This is a genomic window from Corynebacterium sp. HMSC055A01 (genome assembly GCF_001809405.1).
GTDB lineage: Bacteria > Actinomycetota > Actinomycetes > Mycobacteriales > Mycobacteriaceae > Corynebacterium > Corynebacterium hesseae.
The window spans coordinates 69579-88899 of sequence record NZ_KV797557.1 but is presented as its reverse complement, the minus strand read 5'-3'; the positions used below and the strand labels follow the sequence as shown (position 1 = coordinate 88899).

Annotated in this window: 16 protein-coding genes; 9 read left to right on the top strand and 7 right to left on the bottom strand. The window is 63.1% G+C overall.

All coding sequences use genetic code 11. The features are described 5' to 3' along the window. Nucleotides 1-2: 2 nt before the first annotated feature. From HMPREF2604_RS04300 to HMPREF2604_RS04290, 3 genes are all read right to left on the bottom strand, one after another. A complete protein-coding gene (locus HMPREF2604_RS04300; protein WP_070563510.1) occupies nt 3-1292 on the bottom strand; it encodes an LCP family protein in 1290 nt (429 codons plus the stop codon). A gap of 207 nt (nt 1293-1499) precedes the next feature. After that, the gene (locus HMPREF2604_RS04295) at nt 1500-2198 is read right to left on the bottom strand and encodes a CPBP family intramembrane glutamic endopeptidase (protein WP_070531794.1); all 699 of its coding nucleotides are present in this window, start codon (nt 2196-2198) and stop codon (nt 1500-1502) included. Further along, nucleotides 2195-3340 carry an amidase gene (locus tag HMPREF2604_RS04290; protein ID WP_070563470.1) on the bottom strand — a complete coding sequence of 382 codons (1146 nt, stop codon included), beginning with the start codon at nt 3338-3340 and terminating at the stop codon, nt 2195-2197. The genes HMPREF2604_RS04295 and HMPREF2604_RS04290 overlap by 4 nt, the downstream gene beginning before the upstream one ends. 41 nt (nt 3341-3381) lie before the next feature. On the opposite strand from HMPREF2604_RS04290, the gene pheA reads away from it, so the two are divergent. Together pheA and HMPREF2604_RS04280 are read left to right on the top strand one after the other, a co-directional pair. Continuing rightward, a complete protein-coding gene (gene pheA, locus HMPREF2604_RS04285) occupies nt 3382-4287 on the top strand; it encodes a prephenate dehydratase (RefSeq protein ID WP_070563468.1) in 906 nt (301 codons plus the stop codon). Nucleotides 4288-4298: 11 nt separating this feature from the next. Then, nucleotides 4299-4946: a histidine phosphatase family protein gene (locus tag HMPREF2604_RS04280; protein ID WP_070562211.1), complete on the top strand. Its 648-nt coding sequence runs from the start codon at nt 4299-4301 to the stop codon at nt 4944-4946. A gap of 54 nt (nt 4947-5000) precedes the next feature. On the opposite strand, the gene HMPREF2604_RS04275 is transcribed toward HMPREF2604_RS04280, so the two are convergent. The 3 genes from HMPREF2604_RS04275 to HMPREF2604_RS04265 form a co-directional block, all read right to left on the bottom strand. Continuing rightward, nucleotides 5001-5348, bottom strand: coding sequence for a metallopeptidase family protein (locus HMPREF2604_RS04275; RefSeq protein ID WP_070563465.1), 348 nt, complete (start codon nt 5346-5348; stop codon nt 5001-5003). A gap of 30 nt (nt 5349-5378) precedes the next feature. Further along, nucleotides 5379-6509 carry a septum formation family protein gene (locus HMPREF2604_RS04270; RefSeq protein WP_070563463.1) on the bottom strand — a complete coding sequence of 377 codons (1131 nt, stop codon included), beginning with the start codon at nt 6507-6509 and terminating at the stop codon, nt 5379-5381. Between the two features lie 72 nt (nt 6510-6581). After that, nucleotides 6582-7313: a GntR family transcriptional regulator gene (locus tag HMPREF2604_RS04265; RefSeq protein WP_210384662.1), complete on the bottom strand. Its 732-nt coding sequence runs from the start codon at nt 7311-7313 to the stop codon at nt 6582-6584. A gap of 66 nt (nt 7314-7379) precedes the next feature. Here HMPREF2604_RS04265 and serS point away from each other — a divergent pair, with 66 nt between their 5' ends. The 7 genes from serS to HMPREF2604_RS04230 all read left to right on the top strand — a co-directional run bounded on the left by serS (nt 7380) and on the right by HMPREF2604_RS04230 (nt 17129). Beyond that, nucleotides 7380-8642 carry a serine--tRNA ligase gene (serS, locus tag HMPREF2604_RS04260; protein ID WP_070563457.1) on the top strand — a complete coding sequence of 421 codons (1263 nt, stop codon included), beginning with the start codon at nt 7380-7382 and terminating at the stop codon, nt 8640-8642. A gap of 94 nt (nt 8643-8736) precedes the next feature. After that, entirely contained in the window at nt 8737-10431 is a 1695-nt protein-coding gene (locus tag HMPREF2604_RS04255) for a lysophospholipid acyltransferase family protein (protein WP_070563454.1), read from the top strand. A gap of 332 nt (nt 10432-10763) precedes the next feature. Further along, a complete protein-coding gene (locus tag HMPREF2604_RS04250) occupies nt 10764-12488 on the top strand; it encodes a glycerol-3-phosphate dehydrogenase/oxidase (RefSeq protein WP_070563452.1) in 1725 nt (574 codons plus the stop codon). A gap of 74 nt (nt 12489-12562) precedes the next feature. Continuing rightward, nucleotides 12563-13300, top strand: coding sequence for an MIP/aquaporin family protein (locus tag HMPREF2604_RS04245; protein WP_070531827.1), 738 nt, complete (start codon nt 12563-12565; stop codon nt 13298-13300). A 24-nt stretch (nt 13301-13324) separates the two neighbouring features. Further along, entirely contained in the window at nt 13325-14872 is a 1548-nt protein-coding gene (gene glpK / locus HMPREF2604_RS04240) for a glycerol kinase GlpK (protein ID WP_070563448.1), read from the top strand. A gap of 187 nt (nt 14873-15059) precedes the next feature. Then, entirely contained in the window at nt 15060-15905 is an 846-nt protein-coding gene (locus HMPREF2604_RS04235) for a Cof-type HAD-IIB family hydrolase (RefSeq protein WP_070563445.1), read from the top strand. A 123-nt stretch (nt 15906-16028) separates the two neighbouring features. Further along, nucleotides 16029-17129, top strand: a complete 1101-nt coding sequence (locus tag HMPREF2604_RS04230) for an HNH endonuclease signature motif containing protein (protein ID WP_070563441.1) — start codon at nt 16029-16031, stop codon at nt 17127-17129. 164 nt (nt 17130-17293) lie between these two features. On the opposite strand, the gene HMPREF2604_RS04225 is transcribed toward HMPREF2604_RS04230, so the two are convergent. Beyond that, nucleotides 17294-19225, bottom strand: coding sequence for an N-acetylmuramoyl-L-alanine amidase (locus HMPREF2604_RS04225; RefSeq protein ID WP_070563437.1), 1932 nt, complete (start codon nt 19223-19225; stop codon nt 17294-17296). Between the last annotated feature and the right edge of the window lie 96 nt (nt 19226-19321).

Below are 19321 nucleotides of genomic sequence, written 5' to 3'. Positions count from 1 at the left end.
CCTTATCGCATGGAGTCCCAGAGCGCTTGGGCCTCGGCGTCATCCCAGAGGACGACGTTGCCCACGACCGTGTCCTCGAAGCCGCCGATGGGAACCGTCTTCGTCTCCACGCCCGAGGCCATGGATAGCGCCACGCGGGCGAGGTGCCAGACGTGGTCCTTCTCGTTGACAATGAAGGAGTCTGCGGTGTGGTTGACCAAGGAGACGGCCTTGAAGGGGTTGCCGATGGTGGAGAAAGACGTTGCCTTATCCAGCAGTGCGGCGAAGAATTCGCGCTGGCGCTCCACGCGGTCCAAGTCACCCATCGCGGTGGCGCGGGTGCGCACGTAGCCGAGCGCATCCGGCCCGCGGAGCTTCTGGCAGCCCGCTTGGAGGTCGATGCCGGCAAGCGGATCGTTGATGGGCTCCTTAACGCAGATATCCACGCCGCCCACGGAATCCACGACGTTGGCCAAGCCGCCCATGCCGATCTCCGCATAGTGGTCGATGTGGAGGCCGGTGGCTTGCTCTACGGTTTGGGTCAGCAGCTGCGGGCCGCCGTAGGTAAAGGCTGCGTTGACCTTGTCCATGCCGAAGCCGGGAACGTCGACGTAGCTATCGCGCGGAATGGAGACCAACTGGGCCTTTCCGGATGCGGGAATGTGCAGCAGCATGATGGTATCGGTGCGGCCGACGCCCACATCGCCACCGGTGCCTAGCTCCGCCTGCTGCTCTTCAGTGAGCCCCTGGCGCGAGTCCGAACCTACGAGCAGCCAGTTTGTACCAGAGGTCTGAGCTACCTGCTCGGTGGGTAGGGCATCGATGCGCGTTAAACGCGAATCCGTCCACAGGGTAAAAGCCACCATGAAGACGAGGGCGATGACGACGAGCCAGCCCAGGCAACCGAAAGCCTGCTTGGCTGGGTTTACTTTCTTGCGGCGGCTGTGCGGGCGACCTTCGGCACGCCGGCGGGTGGGGGCTTGCGGAGCGTAGCTACGCGGTGGGGCATCCGGGGTGTACCGATTGGTGCGGGCAGCAGACTGTTGCGAAGGCGCGCTCCGGCGGGGCGCTGGGCGCGCAGGGGAGCGCTGGGCCATGTAGGCGTCGACGTCGAAGCGGGTCTCCTCCGGCCGGGAGCGCCGCGCGCTGGGGCGCTGAGCGCGGGAGGATGAATGCGCAGGATTAGCTTGCTGCGCGGATGGACGGCGGCGCACCGGGCGGCCATAGCGATCGCGCAAGGGCTGCCCGTCGGCACCAAGGACGAACTCGCCTGCGTCATCACCGGCTGCGTGTGAGCCGCGCGGGCTGGCCATGTTCCGGGGGCGGGAAGGGCCTGCAGAGCTAGCGGAGCCCGCGCGGCGAGGCGTGCCGTGGGGCTCGCCGGCACGGCGGGCTTCGCGCTCTGGATCGCGTCCTTGGTAGGTCATGGGGAACACTGTACCGCGAAACAACTTCTGCCCCACCTATCACACAGGGGGACGGTAGCTGTCTTTTCGCTGTGGCTTGCTGATAGCTCTTATTTAAGCGCCGAAGAGGAGGGCGTAGCCAACGAAAGCGATGGCGTCGATCAGAAAGTGCGCGATGACCAACGGCCACACCTTGCCCGTGCGGTGGAAGTACCAGCCATAGACCACGCCCATGATGATATTGCCGAAGCCCGCGGAAACACCCTGGTAAAGGTGATAAGAGCCGCGCAGGATGGAGGAAGCCGCCAGCGTTGCGGGCAGGGCCCACCCAGACTGCTTAAGCCTGGTCATGAGCCAATACACCACCACGAGCTCCTCCGCCCAGGCATTAGCAAAGGACTTGATGAGCAGCACGGGAATCTCAATCCACGTATCGAAAGCTCCCGGGACGACCTCCTTGGTCCAGCCGAAGTGCAGCGCTATGTAATACAGCGCCAGACCCGGCAGACCGATTACCGCCGCCAACGCCGCGCCATGCAGGCCATCCCGCCACTGCGGGCGGGGTGGAGAAGAAATCAAGTACAGAGCAAGCGCTCCCCACGCGAAGAGCACCGCGGCACTGCACAGCTGGAAGGCGAGGTCGAGCAACGTAGTCGCTGACTGCGAAGCGTTGATGGTGACCGATTGCTCATTGAGCGGCGCCGGGTTGAGCAGAGAATCGGTCAGACGCAACGCGGCGCGCACACCCGAAATACCAAAGGTGATGGTGAGGACGATGAGTATTTCCGCCCGCAGGCGTGAGCGCGCGCTCATGGGTGAAGCACCTGGGCGAGGCCGAGAAGGGAGGCATCATCAAGCGTGAGCGAGCCCAAGTGCACGCCCACCGGCGGATGATCGCGCACCGGCCAAGGCACGCAGATGGCAGGCAGCTGCGCCACGTTGAACAGCGAGCCCCACGGTGACCACCGCGTTTGCTCATCAAAGTTGGCCTGGTGATCCAGCGCCAGGAAATGCCCGCGCCGCGGCGGATCGAAAGCCAGCATGGGACTCAAAATGGCATCCACGTCCCATTCCTGGGCCAGCATCTCCGGCAGCTGAGCGGCATGGGCGCGGGCCGCGGCGAATTCGGAATCCGTGACGCGGCGGCCCTTCGCGCGAATCCACTCCGCGTAGCCCTCCGCAAAGTCGAGGCCCGCCAATCTCCGGGTGAAGATGTGCTGGAAGGCCTCAAAGGTGCGGGCAGCTTGAGGGTAGGCAGAGATGGCGACGGTTTCGAAGCCGGCGCCTTCAAAGGAGGCGGTGGCCTCCGCGACCGCACGCAGCATGTGCGGGGCCACCTCGGCTTGAGCGAAAAGGGGATCCGTCAGCACGCCAATGCGGGCGCGCCGGGCACGCGGACGAAGGCCATGCAGCGCGGCGGTATCGGCGATGCTGCGCGTGATGAACCCCTGCACCGAGAGGTCCTCGCCGCCGGGCTTAAAGCCCACGACCCCGCAGGCAGCGGCCGGCACGCGGATGGAACCGCCACCATCGGAAGCATGCGCGGCGCGCAGCAATCCACGCGCCACCTGGACCGCTGCCCCGCCGGAGGAACCGCCCGGCGTATGGCCGGGGTAGAGAGGATTATCCGGGTGGGGCAGGCCGACAGGTTCGGTGTCGACGCGCAGGCCCAGCTCGGGCGCGGCGGATTTGCCGACGACTTGCGCGCCGGCGTCGATAAGCTCCTGCACGAAAGGATCGGTCTCCTCCGCCACGTAGGTGCGCTCGGCATGGCCGAGAGTGGTGGGCATGCCAGCGACGTCGTTGAGATCCTTGGCCGAGAGAATCCACCCGCTCAAGCGCCCGTGTGCCTGTGGCCGGCGCTCGAGATCGAGATACGTGAAGCCGTGCTCAGCAGGGCTCAGGCCCGCTAGATCCTCGCGCAGCTTGTCCAGTGTGAACTCGGTTCTCTCCATGGCGGCTCAGTCTAGTAGTTGAGTGGGATAAAGTTGCTGCCATGAGCACCACCATCGCATTCCTCGGGCCCGCCGGAACCTTCACAGAAGCGGCGATGCAGCATTTTGCCGCTGACTTTGACTCCCCCGAGGGCCTTCCGGTGAGCTCGCCGGCCGAGGCGCTGGCGGCGGTGCGCTCCGGTGCGGCGGACTATGCCTGCGTGGCCATTGAGAACTCCGTGGACGGACCCGTCACGGCTACTTTTGACGCGCTTGCCGACGGCTCCCGGGTCCAGATCTACCGCGAGGTGGACCTGCCGGTGTCCTTCTCCATTCTGGTGCGCCCCGGCAGTTCCGACCGCACAACCTTCTCCACGCATCCTGTGGCCTACCAGCAGGTACGCGGTTGGTTGGAGCAGAACCTGCCGGACGTGGAGTATGTTCCGGCGGCGTCGAATGGCGCGGCGGCGCAGGCCGTGGCGCGCGGGGAGGTGGACATTGCGGCTGCCCCTGCCCGGGCAGCGGAGGTCTTCGGGCTGGACTCGATTGCGGAGAATGTCGCGGACGTTGCCGGGGCCACGACCCGCTTCGTCCTGGTGGGGCCAGCCGGAAAACCGACCGAGCGGACCGGCAACGACAGGACGTCGGTCATCTTCACCTTGCCCAACGAGCCCGGCTCCCTCGTCGGCGCTCTCCAAGAATTCGCGCACCGCGGGGTGGATCTTTCCCGCATCGAGTCCCGCCCGCTGCGCACCGTCTTCGGTAACTACCGCTTCCACGCCGACCTCATCGGGCACATCGAGGACCAACCGGTGGCGGAGGCTTTGCGGGCGCTGTGGTTGCGTGCGGAGAACGTCGTTTTTGTCGGCTCCTGGCCTTCCGCGGTAAAACTCGGGGAGGGCCCACGGGATTTGGCGCGGCTGAAAGAGGCCGATGACTGGGTAGCGCAGGCGCGCACCGGCCAATAGTGTGGTGAAGCATGACCGGAAGAATCATCCTCCTGCGCCACGGCCAGACCTATTCCAATATTGATCGCATCATGGATACCCGCCCGCCGGGTGCCGAGCTCACCGAGCGCGGCCGCGGCCAGGCGGAAGATGTCGGCCGCGAGTTGGCGGAGCTGTGCGCGGGCCGCCGCGTGCGCTTTGTGTGTTCTATTGCCCTGCGCGCCCAGCAGACGGCGATGCTGGCCGCCCGCACATACGGCGAGGCAGCCGATGAGCGCGGCGTTCCGGTGGAGGTTCGCGTGGGCCTGCACGAGGTCTTCGCCGGCGAACATGAAATGAGCGGCAGCGAGGATACCCACCGCGAGTACATGGTGGCGCTGCGCGGCTGGGTCGACGGCGACCCGGAAGCCCGAATGCCGGGCGGTGAAAGCTACGTGGACGTGTTGGGGCGCTACCAGCCGGTGCTGGAGGATCTCGCTGCTGAGCTGGAGGATGATGAAGACATCGTCGTCGTCAGCCACGGCGCTGCCATTCGTGTGGTGACGACGCACGCCTGCGGCGTGGACCCCGATTTTGCCTACACCGGGTACATGCCCAACTGCCGCTTTACCCTCATGGAGCCCCAGGGCCAGCCCTTTGGCCAGTGGGTGCTGAGGCGCTGGGCGGATACCGAAGTTTAGTTCATTGCGGCCATGGTAGGTTTCGTTGCGGCAACGTAGGCGCCCGTTGGGCGCCTACCCCCAGCCGAGCTCATGGAGGCGGTCCTCCTCGAAACCAAAGTAGTGCCCGACCTCGTGGAAGACGGTCACCATGACTTCGTGGGCGAGCTCTTCCTCCGAGTTGCTTATCGCCTGCAAAGGCTGCCGGTAGATCGAGATGGTGTCTGGCAGGTGGCCGGTGTGCGAGGCCGTGCGGTGGGTGAGCATCACGCCCTCGTAAAGCCCAAGAAGGTTGGGGTTATCCGGGTGCTCTTCCTCGACGAGGATGACCAGGTTGCGCATCTGATCGACGAAGCGATCCGGGATCTTGTCCAGGGCCTCGCCGACTAATTCCTCGAAGCGTTCCTCGCTGACCTCGTACATGTGCTTACTCCCTGTTGAGTGGACGGGGGTTTATTGGGCCGGTGCCACGGCTTCAGGCGCGGCGGGATCGGCGTTCTGCCCGGCCGGCTGGGCATTCTCGCTGCCCTGCTGGGAGTTCTGCTCGGCTGGCTGGGCATTCGGGTCGCGCAATGGGTTGCGCTTCGGCTGCTCCGTGGGCGGGGCGCCATTAATGCTCAGGGCCTCACGGCCGCCCGTGGCAGAGCCGGTGATCTCGGAGAAGTGGCCATCCTTGATATGGATCAGGGAACAATTCACCGAGCGGGAGCCGCCCTCCCACGATTCGCGGCTCATCGCGCCCCAGAAAGGCTGCAGCGTGGATTGGTAGAGGTTCTCCTCGCCGCCCAGGTAATCCATGGCGTTTTGGGTACACGTTTCGGAGAGGAATTTATCCATCTCTTCATCGCTGGGGTAAGCATCGGGGAATTTCTCTGCCAGGCTGATGGCGGACACGGTCTCCATCTGGTGCGGTTCCTGGCACGGCACGGTGCTGACCACCTGTTTGTCATCCACCTTGCGGCACTCGCCGGGCTTGGCGACGACCGCCTGGTCCACCTCGCTGACCTTGCCCGTGGACTCCTGCGGTACGCCGTTGGCGTCGGTAGTCTGCAGGCCGCACAGGAGGGTGCGGTCACCCTGATCCCAGGAACCAGCCGGCGGAAGGATGGAAGCAATGTCGTAGCGTCCGTTGGGATCCCATTTGCCGTTGAGGTAGCTCACCGTGGGGGCCTCGCACAGCTCGTCGCGCAGAGCGTTTTGCCGCGTGACGTCTGGGCGCTTGGCGTTGGGGCCGAACTCGCTGGTGGGGTAGGCGCTGAGATCCTCTCGGGCGGAGACCTCGAAGCGGTGCGGTTTATCGCAGCTGGTCTGCTCAAAACCGGTGGCAGTGCCGTCCGGGGCGATATCCCACGTCACGCACGAGCCCGCGGAGGCGGTGGTGAAGGATGCGGCTTCGCCTTCGGAGGAATCAGCGGCCTGGCGACCGTCGGCGCTGGGGGAAGCGGAGTCATGTGCGGCCGAATCGGTGCCAGTTTGCCCGCCGCTGAAGAGACCGTAGAACGCCAAGAAGACGGCCGCGGCTACGGCAGCAACGAGGACGACGCGGATGGCGGAGGCGGAGCGCCACGCAGATGAAGTGCTCATAGAACTCTTCATACTACCCCCTCAACGGCCCAGGCTTCTAGCCCGCCCAAGGCTAAGGCGGCGGGAGAATCACTAGATGCGCGAGCGGGAGACGTGTGTTGTGAGCCGGTAGCGGTCAGTGCGGTAGACCGAGGAACACCATTCAACCGGGCGGTCCCCGGAGCGGGCGAGGCGGGGGATGTGCAGGAGCGGGGTGCCCGGTGAGACGTCGAGAAGCTCGGCGATGTCCTCCTCAGCTGCCACGGCGGTGACGGTTTGTTCGGCCTCGGTGATGGGGACCTTGAAGGTGTTATCCAAAATCGAGTAGACGGAGTTGTAGATGTCATTTTCCAGCAGCGTGGGCGCGAAGGCAGAGTTATACCAGCCATCATCGATGGAATAAGGCTCGCCATCGCCCAAGCGCAGGCGCCGCAGGTGGGTATGGGAAACCGAGGCTTCCGTACCGAAAAAGGCGCAGACTTCACCGGGGGCGGCGCTGCGTTCACCCAGCAGGATGCGCGAGGAGGCCTGTACTTTCTGATAGCCCATCTCATCAGAAAAGGAGGCCAAATGAAGCCGGGAGACCAGCGGGTTGGGGGCCACGAAGGTGCCTTTTCCTCGCACGCGGCGCAGGCGGCCTTCAGCTACTAGGTCACCGATGGCGCGGCGCACGGTGATGCGGGAAACGCCGTATGTTTCCTCGAGGATGCGCTCGCCCGGAAGGATGTCACCGGGTTTGAGGGTGGTTCGGCAGAGCTCGGAAAGAATATCCCGCAGCTGAGCGTGCTTGGGCACGGGGCCGTCGGTAATGATGTGAGGTGCCATGTTATCCATGATAATCCGCTGGTTATTACCAGCGCAAAGGTATGGCCGTGCGCTAAACTATCCGGCGTGATTGATCTCAAGTTTCTTCGCGAAAATCCCGATGTCGTCCGCGCCTCCCAGGTAACCCGTGGGGAGGACCCCGCTTTGGTGGACCAGCTGCTCTCCGCCGATGAACAGCGCCGCGCGGCCATTGTGAAGGCAGACCAGCTGCGCTCGGAGCAGAAGGCCTTTGGCAAGAAGATTGGCCAGGCCTCCCCGGAGGAGCGCCCCGCGCTGCTGGAGGGCTCCAACGAGCTGAAGGAGAAGGTCAAGGCGGCCGGCGAGGAAGCGGCCGCAGCCGAGGCCAAGGTGACGGAGCTGCAGTACCAGCTCTCCAACGTGGTGGAGGGTGCCCCGGCGGGCGGTGAGGATGACTTCATCGTGCTCGAGGAGGTCGGCGAGAAGCCGCAGTTCGACTTCGAACCGAAGGATCACCTGGAATTGGGTGAAACGCTGGGGCTTATCGACGTCAAGCGGGGCGCCAAAGTCGGTGGCGCACGTTTCTACTACCTCACCGGCGATGGAGCCTTCCTGCAGCTGGGCATGCTGATGTTGGCTGCGCAGAAGGCCCGCGAGGCCGGTTTCCAGCTCATGATCCCGCCGGTGCTCGTGCGCCCGGACGTCATGCAAGGCACCGGCTTCCTGGGCCAGCACTCGGATGAGATCTACTACCTGCCGGCGGATGATCTCTACCTGGTTGGTACCTCCGAGGTGGCTCTGGCCGGCTACCACAAGGAAGAAATCATCGACCTGTCGAAGGGGCCGCTGCAGTATGCGGGCTGGTCCTCCTGCTTCCGCCGCGAGGCGGGTTCTCACGGCAAGGACACCCGCGGAATCCTGCGCGTGCACCAGTTCGACAAGCTGGAGATGTTTGTCTACTGCAAGCCGGAAGACGCCGAGGAGATGCACCAAAAACTCCTGAAGATGGAAAAGGACATGCTTGCGGCGATGGAGCTTCCCTACCGCACCATCGATATTGCGGGTGGGGACCTGGGCTCCTCCGCGGCGCGCAAGTTTGATAACGAGGCGTGGGTGCCGACTCAGGAGACCTACCGCGAGCTCACCTCGACCTCGAACTGCACCACCTTCCAGGCCCGCCGCCTGTCCACGCGCTACCGCGATGAGAACGGCAAGACCCAGTACGCCGCTACGCTCAACGGCACCCTGGCTACCACCCGCTGGCTCGTGGCCATTCTGGAGAACCACCAGCAGGCGGACGGCTCCGTCGTGGTTCCGGAGGCACTGCGCCCATTCGTGGGCAAGGACGTTCTGTACCCCGTAAACTCCTAGAAGAACGCGGCGCGCGGCGGCTCGCGCGCCGCTTACTTTTGTCCCCTCCTTGCTGCCTTCCGCCGGCGGCGAGGTCTTAAGCATTTGGAGCACTATGAGCGCTGTGGCTAACTTCCTCTACCGGCAGATCACGCACATCGGGCGCGGGGTGACTATTGCTCAGGGGCTCAAGATGCGCTTGTCCGGGGAGGAGAATATCCCGGATAAGGGCGGGGCCGTCATCGTGTGCAATCACACCGGCTACATGGATTTTCTCTTTGGGGCTTTCCTGGCGTATCGCAAGCGCCGCTTGGTGCGCTACCTGGCTAAGGCTTCTATCTTTAAGACACCGGTGGCAGGACAACTTTTTCGGCTGATGGGCCATGTGCCGGTGGACCGCATCGATGGTGGGGCGTCGATTGTGAAGGGCATTGAGCTGGCCAAGAGCGGGGAGCTCGTTGGGGTGTTCGCGGAAGGAACGATCTCCCGCAGCTTTGAGATTCGCAGCATGCGCAATGGCGCGGCGCGGATTGCTCATGGCGCGGGTGTGCCGATTATTCCGCAGGTTATCTTTGGCTCCCAGCGCCTGTGGACGAAGGGGCAGAAGAAGCACCTGGGCCGCACGAAGACGCCTGTGCTGATTAAGGCCTTGGAGCCTTATTACACGACGGGTGACTTTGACGCGGACATCGCTGAGGTGCGCCGCCGGATGCAGGAGGCCCTGGAGGGCCTGTGGGCCGACTATGAAGCGGAGTTTGGCCCGATGCCGGCCGGCGAGTTCTGGGTGCCGGCACGCAAGGGCGGCGGCGCCCCGACATTGGAGGAGGCAGAGGCCCAGGACTCCGAGGTGGAGAGTGAGCGCTACCGCGTGCGCCGGCTGCGCGATGATCTGACAAGCCTTAAGGACCGCGTCTCCGAGGCCACGGTGGAGCTCATGCGGGATCGGATGGCACTGATGAAGCCGGGCAGTAACGAGGAAACCGCTACTGCAGAAGCTGGAGCCGACGCCGCAGAGAAGAATCGCCCGCGTACTGCGCCGGAAACCCTCGAGTGGATCAAGGAGAACCTCAACTCGGTGGTTGAGGAAGCCATGCGCGGCGTCGGGGAAGGCCGCGACAAGGTCACGGAGGTCATGGCGCAACTGAAATCCGACGTGATGGAAGCCCAGGCCTCGATGACGGCGAGCAGCAAGGAGATTTTCGCCGGATCCGTGGTGGAGCAGGGCTTGCTGTCTGCAGCGGCGCAATCGCGCATCATTGTTTCCCGCCTGCCTCACCGGGTGAAGGCTGAATACTCTGAAGCGCCGCGGGTTATTGCGGCGGATCAGAGTGCGTTGAGCATGGAGAACGGCGAGATTTCGAAGCGGCTCCAGGAGGCGCTTGTACAACTGCACCCGCAGGTTGAGGAAGTGATCGTGATTTCGCCGCATGGCGAGGTGCTGGACGCTGCGGCTTTTGGGGATCTCCCCCAAACCTGCTGGCGCATTGCCTGCGCGGACGGGGCCGAAGGGGTGCAGTTCAACGATGCTCCTGGCGGCGCAGTGGTGACCGCGTCTTCGCCTGCGGAGGGGTTGGCAGCCGTGGTGAAGAAGATTGGCGCCGAGCCCAAGGCTCTCTTGTTCTTTGCCAACGAGCCAGGGGATGAGACCTTTGCGGAGGGTGGGGAAGGCGTCGCTGTGCATATGGTGGCGCTGGAGACCGCCCCCATTGAGGTGATTAAGGCTGCCCGTGCGGTGACGTATTCCTCGGAGCGTTATGGCATGGCTGAGGTGTTGGAGGCGATGGCGCGCCTGCAACGAGAGAAGGAATAGGTCCTTATATCCCTGGACTTGTGGAGAGTTCGTGACGCCCGTTAACACCCCCGGAAGGGGGTGTTATTTTATTTTGTTATCCTATGAAGCTTCTTGAAAATGCCAGCTTACGGCAACGAAACCTACGTGTGAGTAGTGTCTCCGGAGAGAAATCCAGGTGATATATAGCATTGGCTTTGGGAGAAAACTTCTTCCTCATCCGCCTCTCGGGCAGGTAGCCGAGGCATCGGTGAGCAGGGCGCTCGTGGTGGATGAGCACACTATGCTGCGCATTCCGTCAACTGGACAGGACTTTCTGACGCCGTGCAGCGAGAGAGGAGACTCAGTCAACAATGAGCACGACGAGTATTACAAGCTTCAACCCTGAGTATTTTGAAAAGACCTGGAACGACTACTCCACCGAGGATTATGACGTCGTCATCATCGGCGGAGGTTCCGTAGGCGCCGGCGCCGCCGTGGATGCGGCCACTCGTGGCCTGAAGACGGCTGTGCTCGAGGCCCGCGACTTCGCCGCTGGCACCTCGTCGCGCTCCTCCAAGATGTTCCACGGTGGCCTGCGCTACCTGGCCATGTTTGATTTCCGCCTGGTGGCGGAGTCCCTCAAGGAGCGCGAGCTCAACATGTCCACTCTTGCACCGCACCTGGTGAAGCCGCTGAAGTTCATCTTCCCGCTGACCCACCGCGGCTGGGAGCGCGTCATGATGTTTGGCGGCTTTACCCTCTATGACCTCATGGGTGGCGCCAAGAGCGTTCCGATGCAGAAGCACCTCACCCGTAAGGGCGTGCTGAAAGTGACCCCGGGCCTCAAGGAGGACGCCGTCGTCGGTGGCGTGCGCTACTACGACACGCTTGTCGACGACGCCCGCCACACCATGACCGTCCTGCGCACCGCCGCCGAATACGGGGCCAACGTGCGTACCGGCACTGAGGTGATTGGCTTTGAGAAGGACGCCCGCGGACGCGTCACCGCTGCGAAGGTCCGCGACCTGGAAACCGGCCGCGAGGCCACCGTCAAAGGCAAGGTTTTCATCAACGCGACCGGCGTGTGGAACGACAAGATTCAGCAGATGGCCGGCGTCGAAGGAAAGTTCACGGTTCATGCCTCCAAGGGCGTGCACATCGTGGTTCCGAAGGATGCCCTCGACGCGGAAGCCGCGCTGTGCTTCGTCACCGAAAAGTCCGTGCTCTTCGTCATCCCGTGGGGCGAATACTGGATCATCGGTACCACCGACACCGATTGGGAAAAGGGCCTATCCCTGCCGGATCCGGCCCCGACCAAGGCGGATATTGACTACATCCTGGACCAGGTCAACCAGCGCGTGCGCAACAAGATCACCCGCGATGACATCGTCGGCGTGTACTCCGGCCTGCGCCCGCTGCTGTCCGGCAAGTCCGATTCCACCACCAACCTTTCCCGCAACCACGCCGTGGCCCGCGTGGCACCGGGCATGGTCTCCGTCGCCGGCGGCAAGTACACCACCTACCGCGTCATTGGTAAGGACGCCGTGGACCTGGCCGTGAAGGAGCTGGGTTCCAAGGTGTCCGAGTCCGTTACCGAGCGCACCCCGATTCTGGGCGCGGATGGTTACCACGCGCTGGCCAACCAGGTACCGGCGCTGGCTCGCCGCTATAACCTCAGCGAAGACCGCATCGAGCACCTGCTCGGCCGCTATGGCTCGCTGATCGGCGAGGTGCTCGCCCCGGCTGCTGAGGACGCTACGCTTCTCGAGCCGGTTCCAGGCGCCGAGAGCTACATCTGGGCAGAGGTGCGCTACGCCGTGACCCACGAGGGCGCCCTGCACATCGACGACATCGTGACCCGTCGTCTGCGCGTGGCCATCGAGTTCGCCGACCGCGGCGTTGCCGCTGCGCAGCCGATCGCTGAATTCGTTGCCCCGCTGCTGGGCTGGGATCAGGCCGATATTGAGCGCGAAGTCTCCCACTTCACCAAGCACACCGAGGCAGAGCTCGCCGCCGAGGCAGCGCTGACCGACCGTGAGGCAAATGACATCCTCGAGCGCGCAGGAAGCGCACGAGCCACCAAGGAAGAAGCCTAAAAGTCACGGGGCCCAGCGAGCGGTGGATATCCCTCGCTGGGCCCTTGGCCTAGGCAGATAAGAAAGGACATCTAATGACCGGAATGGATGCATTCCTGTGGGAGTTCATCGGCACTGCGCTGCTGCTCCTGCTCGGTAACGGCGTATGCGCTGTTGTTAACCTTCGAACCTCGGGCGCACGCGGTTCGGATTGGATCGTCATCGCTATGGGCTGGGGCCTCGCGGTGTTCATCGGCGCTAGTGTTGCCGACCCCACCGGTGGCCACCTCAACCCGGCGGTCACCATCATGCTGGCCGTGAATGGTTCCCTCGAATGGAGCCTCGTTCCCTACTACCTGCTGGGGCAGATTCTCGGCGCCATGCTTGGTGCATTCCTTGCCTGGGCTACCTTTAAGCAGCTTTTCGACGCCAACAACCTCGACGAAGCCGGCAACGTCACCGGCGCGAACAAGAACACCGGGGGCATCTTCTTTACCAAGCCCGCGCACCCGAATAACGGGTGGAACGCGGTTACCGAGTTCATTGCTACCTGCGTGCTGCTCATGTTCATCGCATTCGGCCCAACCGGAGGAGAGCTGGGCCCGCTGAGCTACTTCGGTGTTGCCTTCGTCATCGTCTCTATTGGTCTGTCCCTCGGCACCGCCACCGGCTACGCGATTAACCCGGTCCGTGACCTTGGCCCCCGCATCATGTACGCCTTCGTCCTTCCCATTAAGGACAAGGGAGACGCCAACTGGGGCTATGCATGGGTCCCGGTAGTTGCACCGATGCTGGCGGCCGTCGCCGTTGGCCTGTTGTCCATGGTTCTTTAAACCAACCCCGACAAGGAGAAAACAATGTCTACCAAGAGCTACGTAGCAGCAATTGATCAAGGAACCACGTCTACCCGCTGCATTATTTTCAACCACGACGGCGAACAGGTGTCCGTCGGCCAGCTCGAGCACGAGCAGATCTTCCCGGAGAAGGGCTGGGTCGAGCATGACCCGGAGGAAATCTGGAGCAACACCCGCCGCGCGGTGGGTGAGGCTTTGGCCAACGGCGATATCAACGTCGAAGACATCGCCGCCCTCGGTATTACTAACCAGCGTGAGACCACCGTTGTGTGGGACAAGAACACGGGCAAGCCGGTGTACAACGCCATTGTCTGGCAGGACACCCGCACCACCGAGATTTGTAAGGAACTCGCCGGCGACGAGGGCGCGGACAAGTGGCGCCGCCGCACCGGCCTCATTATCAACTCCTACCCGGCCGGTCCGAAGGTGAAGTGGATCCTCGATAACGTCGAGGGCACGCGCGAGCGCGCTGAAAAGGGCGAGCTGCTCTTCGGCACCATCGATACCTGGCTGCTGTGGAACCTCACCGGCGGTGCGGACGGTGACAACGGCCAGGAGGCCCTGCACGCCACCGACGTCACCAATGCCTCGCGCACGTTGCTCATGGACATCGAGAAGCTCGAGTGGGACGAGGAACTGTGCAAGGAGATGGGCATCCCGACGTCCATGCTCCCGGAGATCCGCCCGTCCCTGGGTGACTTCCGAACCGTGCGCGAGCGCGGCTCGCTGGCCGGCGTGCCGATTCGCGCCATTTTGGGTGACCAGCAGGCCGCCATGTTCGGCCAGGGCTGTTTCCGCCCGGGTTCTGCGAAGAACACTTACGGCACCGGCCTGTTCCTCCTGCTCAACACCGGTACCACCCCGAAGTTCTCTGAGAACGGCCTGCTCACCACCGTGTGCTTCCAGCGCGAGGGCGAGCGTCCTGTCTACGCGCTCGAGGGTTCCGTCTCCATGGGTGGTTCCTTGGTGCAGTGGCTGCGTGACAACCTGCAGATCATCCCGAACTCCGCCTCCATCGAGAACATGGCGCGTGAGGTTAAGGACAACGGCGGCGTCTACATCGTGCCGGCCTTCTCTGGACTCTTCGCTCCGTACTGGCGCCCGGATGCCCGCGGTGTCATCGTGGGCTTGACCCGCTACGCCAATCGCAAGCACCTGGCCCGCGCGGTCCTGGAGTCCACCGCGTACCAGACCCGTGACGTCGCTGACGCCATGGTTGCTGATTCCGGTGTGGAGATCACCGAGCTGCGAGTCGACGGCGGCATGACCATGAACGAGCTACTCATGCAATTCCAGGCAGACATGCTCGGCGTGGAGGTTCACCGCCCGAAGAACGTGGAGACCACCGCCACCGGTGCGGCCTTTGCCGCCGGCTTGGACTCCGGCTTCTGGGATGACCTCAGCGTGCTGGGCTCCCAGCAGGGAGACTTCAAGGTCTGGAAGCCACAGCGCGAGAAGGAAGAAGTCGAGGCTCTCTACCGCGACTGGAAGCGCGCCATCAAGCGTTCCTTGAACTGGGAAGACGTTGATGATGATGACGTTATCGCCTAAGAGCTAACCAGGCGTCTTTGCACGAAGACGCGGCCGTCACGAGCATTATCGTGGCGGCCGCTTTCGTCGTTTTAGGTGTGACGGATTGCGGCGGGGTGCAACGCGGTGGCGGGGTTTTAGCGCTGTGGTGGTTACTCGCGTTGCGGGCACGCCATTGAGCGTGTCGCCCTGACGTAGACTCGGGGCTATGGCCAGTGACGTATTTTCGGACCGCGCTCCGCGCCTCATCATTAGTGATATCGACGGCACCTTATTGGACCGGAACCACCGAGTTCCCCGTCGAAACCGCGAAGCAGTGGCCCGCGCGGTAGCTGCGGGCAGCGCGTTCGTCTTGGCAACTGGCCGGCCCTTCCGCTGGATCATGCCCGTGCTGGAGCAGCTGACCGTGCGCCCAGTGTGCGTGACATCAAATGGCGCGGTGATTTATGACTCGGCGGAAGACCGCGTGCTTTCCGCCCACGAGCTCTCGCCGCAGGCCCTCGCGGAAATCGTGGAGGTGGCGACCAAGGTACTCGAGCCCCATGGCGGCGTTGGCTTCGGTGCGGAACGCACGGGAGGCTCGGTTATGGATCCGGTTGAGGAACTCTTCGTCGTTGAGTCGCACTATTCGGAGAACGCACTCTTCGAAGGCTTTGGGCTGGTCAGCGTGGGGGAGTTGGTGTCTCGTCCGGCGGTCAAACTGTTGATCCGCAATACGGCGTTCTCCGCGCCGGAGCTCTACGAGCTTATTGCTCCGCACATCGATCCCGAGCTTGCCCACGTGACTTACTCAATGTCCGAGGGCATCCTCGAGGTCGCGGCCCCCAACGTGACGAAGCGCCGTGGAATTAAGTGGTTGGCCGAGCACCATGGTATTGCTCGCGAGGAGATCATCGCATTCGGTGATATGCCCAATGACATCGAGATGCTCGAGTGGGCCGGGTGCGGTGTTGCCATGGAAAACGCTCACCCGGATGTCGCGGCGGCCGCAGATACGGTGACGCTAGCGCACCACCAAGCAGGCGTGGCAAAGGTCCTCGAGCGCTGGTTCTAGCACTGCTGTACCCCGCTTTGCTGTGGCCGTGAAACCCCGCGCTACCGGCCCTATTTGTGGCGGAACCTGAGGGTTTTCTGCCTCCGGTTGCGGGGTGGGTGGTGGTGTTTTAATCTTTGTCGCATGGGGGATTTGGAGACTTATTTCTCCTATCGCAGGTCGGGGTTGGAGCTTGTGGGGCTTGCGGTAGGCAGTGTGGATGATTTATGCGCGCGTGGTGCATCAAGGGCTGATGCTGCGGAGTTGGCTGGGTTGTATGGGGTGTATTTTGGGCCGACGCGTTTTACAGGTAAACAGCGCCAAGCGCGTGCGGCTGCTGCTTCTCACAGGCATGATGTGGCGACGTTGAGTTTGATTGAGTCCTATACCGCTAAGGTGAAAAAAGAGTTGGATGCGTGGAATCTGCGTGTCCGCTTGGCGGGGACTCCAGCAGACCGTATCCCGAAGGTGGCGAGGGAGAGGTTGAAGCAGTTGCGGCCGCGGCGGGTGCCTGAACCTGGGGTGAGGTTGACGTATCGGGCGTCGGGTCCGCATTCGTTGACGATTACTGATTCAGCGTTGCGCATTAGTGAGATGCGCGGGACATTGGAGTCGATTAATCCGGCTGATTTGTTGGATGCGGCAGGGCAGGGGTTCTTTAATAAGGCGCATGGCGGTTCTAAGCCTGCGGTGGCTACCAATGTGGTGGTGACCTTGGATGAGTTGGAACGGATTGTGCGGGGTGAGGGCGATGATATTGAGCTAGTACTCACCAATGGTGGGCGGATGACTGGCCGGGAGTTTGTCACTTATAAGTTTGCTGAGGTTGGGTATGTGACGTTGGTGCATCCAACGATTGGGCCGGTGTGGTTGCACAGGGTGCGGCGTTTGGCTGGGTTTGAGCAGCGGATTATGGCCAGTGCGGAGCATCCGACGTGTGCGCGTGAGGGGTGTAATAAGCCGGCTGATTATTGTCAGGTGCATCATTTAGTGCCGTGGAAGGCGGGTGGGGCGACGGATCCACCGAATTTGACGATGTTGTGTGCTTATCACAACGGCATCAATGATGATGATCCGGATAAGCCGACGGGTGCTGGTTATGTCTTCAGGCTGCGGGGTGGGGTGGATTATGTGCCACCGTGGGCGGAGCCGATTACTTCCCAGCCGGCGTATCAGGCAGCGCAAGCGGCGTTGAAGCAGCAGGTCACTGGGGGCGTCTTGGGCGGAGCGCCACCGGATATTTAAACCCTCAACAATGCCGAAGCGGAAGCCACCGGGTGGCTCCCGCCACATCGGCGATCCCACACGCTCACGCTAGGCGACGGCCCACCTCGTCGAAGCGTGACTGAAAGCAATGAGTGACACAACGGCGGCACCCCTAGCTAAACGCGGCTAGGGGTGTTTGGGGATTAGTCCGTGAAGACCTGAATCTGCTCAGTCTCCGGGTTGTAGACAATGGATCCGCCCTGGAACTGCACGCGGACTTCCTTGCCGAGGCCGGTGGGGACTTCGTCGGACGTCGGCAAGCCGAGCGTTGCCGAGTTGTTGCCAGACGCCCATTCCTTGGCGATGCGTCCCACGAGTGCGTGCGTACCAGTGTCCTCAGAGCTCAGCACGATGCCGTTCTGGAAGAGCTGGTAAATGATGCCGGCCGACTCATCCGGCCCGCCAACCGCCAAGCCCAGCGCTGGGCCGAAGGCGTTAAGGACCGCCGTCCACGTTTGCTTCAAACCCTCGTTCTTGCTCAGGGACAGCACCTTGGTCACGATGCCCGGGATCTGCTCCACCGGCAGGCCATTGACGGTCTGGTCCATGTCAATCTGCTGGTCCGAGCGGGCATACATGATGGCGAAGAGCGTGCCGGCCAGGCCTACCAGTGCTGTTACGGTGCTCATCGGGATTTCAGTATCGCCCAGCGAGGATGTTGCCTCCTGGGCCGGTGCGGGGGCAGACGGCGCAGCCGTGCTCGGCGTGGAGTCAGGGGTGTCTGGTGTGGTCGTATCCTCGCTGTCCCAGTCCGTCGACGTTGAACCAGACGCGCCCGACTTGATGGCCATGTACTTCTTGTGCGCCGCCGCGCGGATCTTCGGCCATTGGGCAATGGTGTATTGCCCCGGGCACGCGGTGTAGTGCACATCGCTGTGGCCGAAGAGGCCATAGACGGGGGCTGAAGCACCCGCCGGGTAGCGCGAGCCGCCGAAGCCCTCCGAGCGAAGGGAGACGCGGGAGGTCGGATCGACACCGGAAATGGCGCCCTTCCAGCCGGCAAGGTCGGTGACAGATTCCAAGAGGGCTTCCGTCGGCTGCGCAGTCTCGTAGTTGCCGATCATGGAGATACCCCACGTGTTCTTGTTAAAACCGCCGATGTGCGCACCCTGCACAGCTTTAGCGAGCCCGCCGTAGCGGCCCTCGTAGATGGTGCCGTACTTATCCACCAGCGCGTTGTATCCGATATCGCACCAACCTAAATTCTGGGCGTGGTACTGGTAAGCAGCGCGCACCTGCGCGGCTGCTTGCGCGCGGGTGTAGTTATTGGAACCCGCGGTGTGGTGCAGCGCGATGGCCTTCACACCGTCGTCGTAGTCGGCGCCCTTGCAGCGGATATTCTCATTCGCGCCCCAGCCGGCGCGCGAAACCACGCGCGGCATGCCATCGGTCTCAGCGGTTGGCTCAATGCCCTCGCCCTCCTGGGCGTTGCCGTCCATGAAGACAGCCTCGAGGCCTTCGACGTCGCTGTTGGCCGGAAGCTCTTCGGTCTCGGCAACGGGGGCGATGTCGCCGACGTTGAAGGGGGCGTCGTCAAGCGCGGCGTCCTCAACGGGGGACTCGGTGAGTTTCTCATCCAAGTTCGACCCGGTCACCAGGTCCACGTTGTTGATGGAGACCTGCACGTCGTTGGTATCTCCCACGAAGATGAGCTCGGTGCCGTTCGTGGCGTTGGGGTCATCGTTGTTGTAGGACATCGAGTCCATGTCGTACCACTCGGACCAGGACCCGTCCGGCTGCTTCGCGCGGACGAAGGCCGCGACATCGCGCGTGCCCTTCCACGTGATGGCGAAGGAGGAGAAGGTCTCATCGCGGTGGAATTGCTTGACGGCGCGCGGGCCTTCGCCCTCGCCCTGGGCTGCGATGGCCGGGTCATCCACGACGACCGTTTCGCCAGAGCCGAAGGTTTCGGAGGCCGAGCTCACTTCGATGGGGCCGCTGCCCGCTTCCTGGGTCTGGATGAGGGTTTGGCCGCCCACGGCTGCGGCAGCGACCACAGCGATCGAGGTGACCGTGGCGATAACCGGCGTTGACCACGTCGATTTCGCGGGAACAAGACGACGTTTGAGGTGCACTGTTACTCCCTAGGATGGTGGCGCCACAAGGTTAAGAGAAGCGCAAAAAGTTAACTAACGGGACAGATGCTACGTCAGGTGTTGGAGTGGCAGAAG

What these genes read in the sequence shown, in the direction of transcription:
- HMPREF2604_RS04300 (WP_070563510.1), bottom strand. Translation starts at nt 1,292, where the DNA reads ATGGCCAGCCCGCGCGGCTCACACGCAGCCGGTGATGACGCAGGCGAG.
- HMPREF2604_RS04295 (WP_070531794.1), bottom strand. Translation starts at nt 2,198, where the DNA reads ATGAGCGCGCGCTCACGCCTGCGGGCGGAAATACTCATCGTCCTCACC.
- HMPREF2604_RS04290 (WP_070563470.1), bottom strand. Translation starts at nt 3,340, where the DNA reads ATGGAGAGAACCGAGTTCACACTGGACAAGCTGCGCGAGGATCTAGCG.
- pheA (WP_070563468.1), top strand. Translation starts at nt 3,382, where the DNA reads ATGAGCACCACCATCGCATTCCTCGGGCCCGCCGGAACCTTCACAGAA.
- HMPREF2604_RS04280 (WP_070562211.1), top strand. Translation starts at nt 4,299, where the DNA reads ATGACCGGAAGAATCATCCTCCTGCGCCACGGCCAGACCTATTCCAAT.
- HMPREF2604_RS04275 (WP_070563465.1), bottom strand. Translation starts at nt 5,348, where the DNA reads ATGTACGAGGTCAGCGAGGAACGCTTCGAGGAATTAGTCGGCGAGGCC.
- HMPREF2604_RS04270 (WP_070563463.1), bottom strand. Translation starts at nt 6,509, where the DNA reads ATGAGCACTTCATCTGCGTGGCGCTCCGCCTCCGCCATCCGCGTCGTC.
- HMPREF2604_RS04265 (WP_210384662.1), bottom strand. Translation starts at nt 7,313, where the DNA reads ATGGCACCTCACATCATTACCGACGGCCCCGTGCCCAAGCACGCTCAG.
- HMPREF2604_RS04255 (WP_070563454.1), top strand. Translation starts at nt 8,737, where the DNA reads ATGAGCGCTGTGGCTAACTTCCTCTACCGGCAGATCACGCACATCGGG.
- HMPREF2604_RS04250 (WP_070563452.1), top strand. Translation starts at nt 10,764, where the DNA reads ATGAGCACGACGAGTATTACAAGCTTCAACCCTGAGTATTTTGAAAAG.
- HMPREF2604_RS04245 (WP_070531827.1), top strand. Translation starts at nt 12,563, where the DNA reads ATGACCGGAATGGATGCATTCCTGTGGGAGTTCATCGGCACTGCGCTG.
- glpK (WP_070563448.1), top strand. Translation starts at nt 13,325, where the DNA reads ATGTCTACCAAGAGCTACGTAGCAGCAATTGATCAAGGAACCACGTCT.
- HMPREF2604_RS04235 (WP_070563445.1), top strand. Translation starts at nt 15,060, where the DNA reads ATGGCCAGTGACGTATTTTCGGACCGCGCTCCGCGCCTCATCATTAGT.
- HMPREF2604_RS04230 (WP_070563441.1), top strand. Translation starts at nt 16,029, where the DNA reads ATGGGGGATTTGGAGACTTATTTCTCCTATCGCAGGTCGGGGTTGGAG.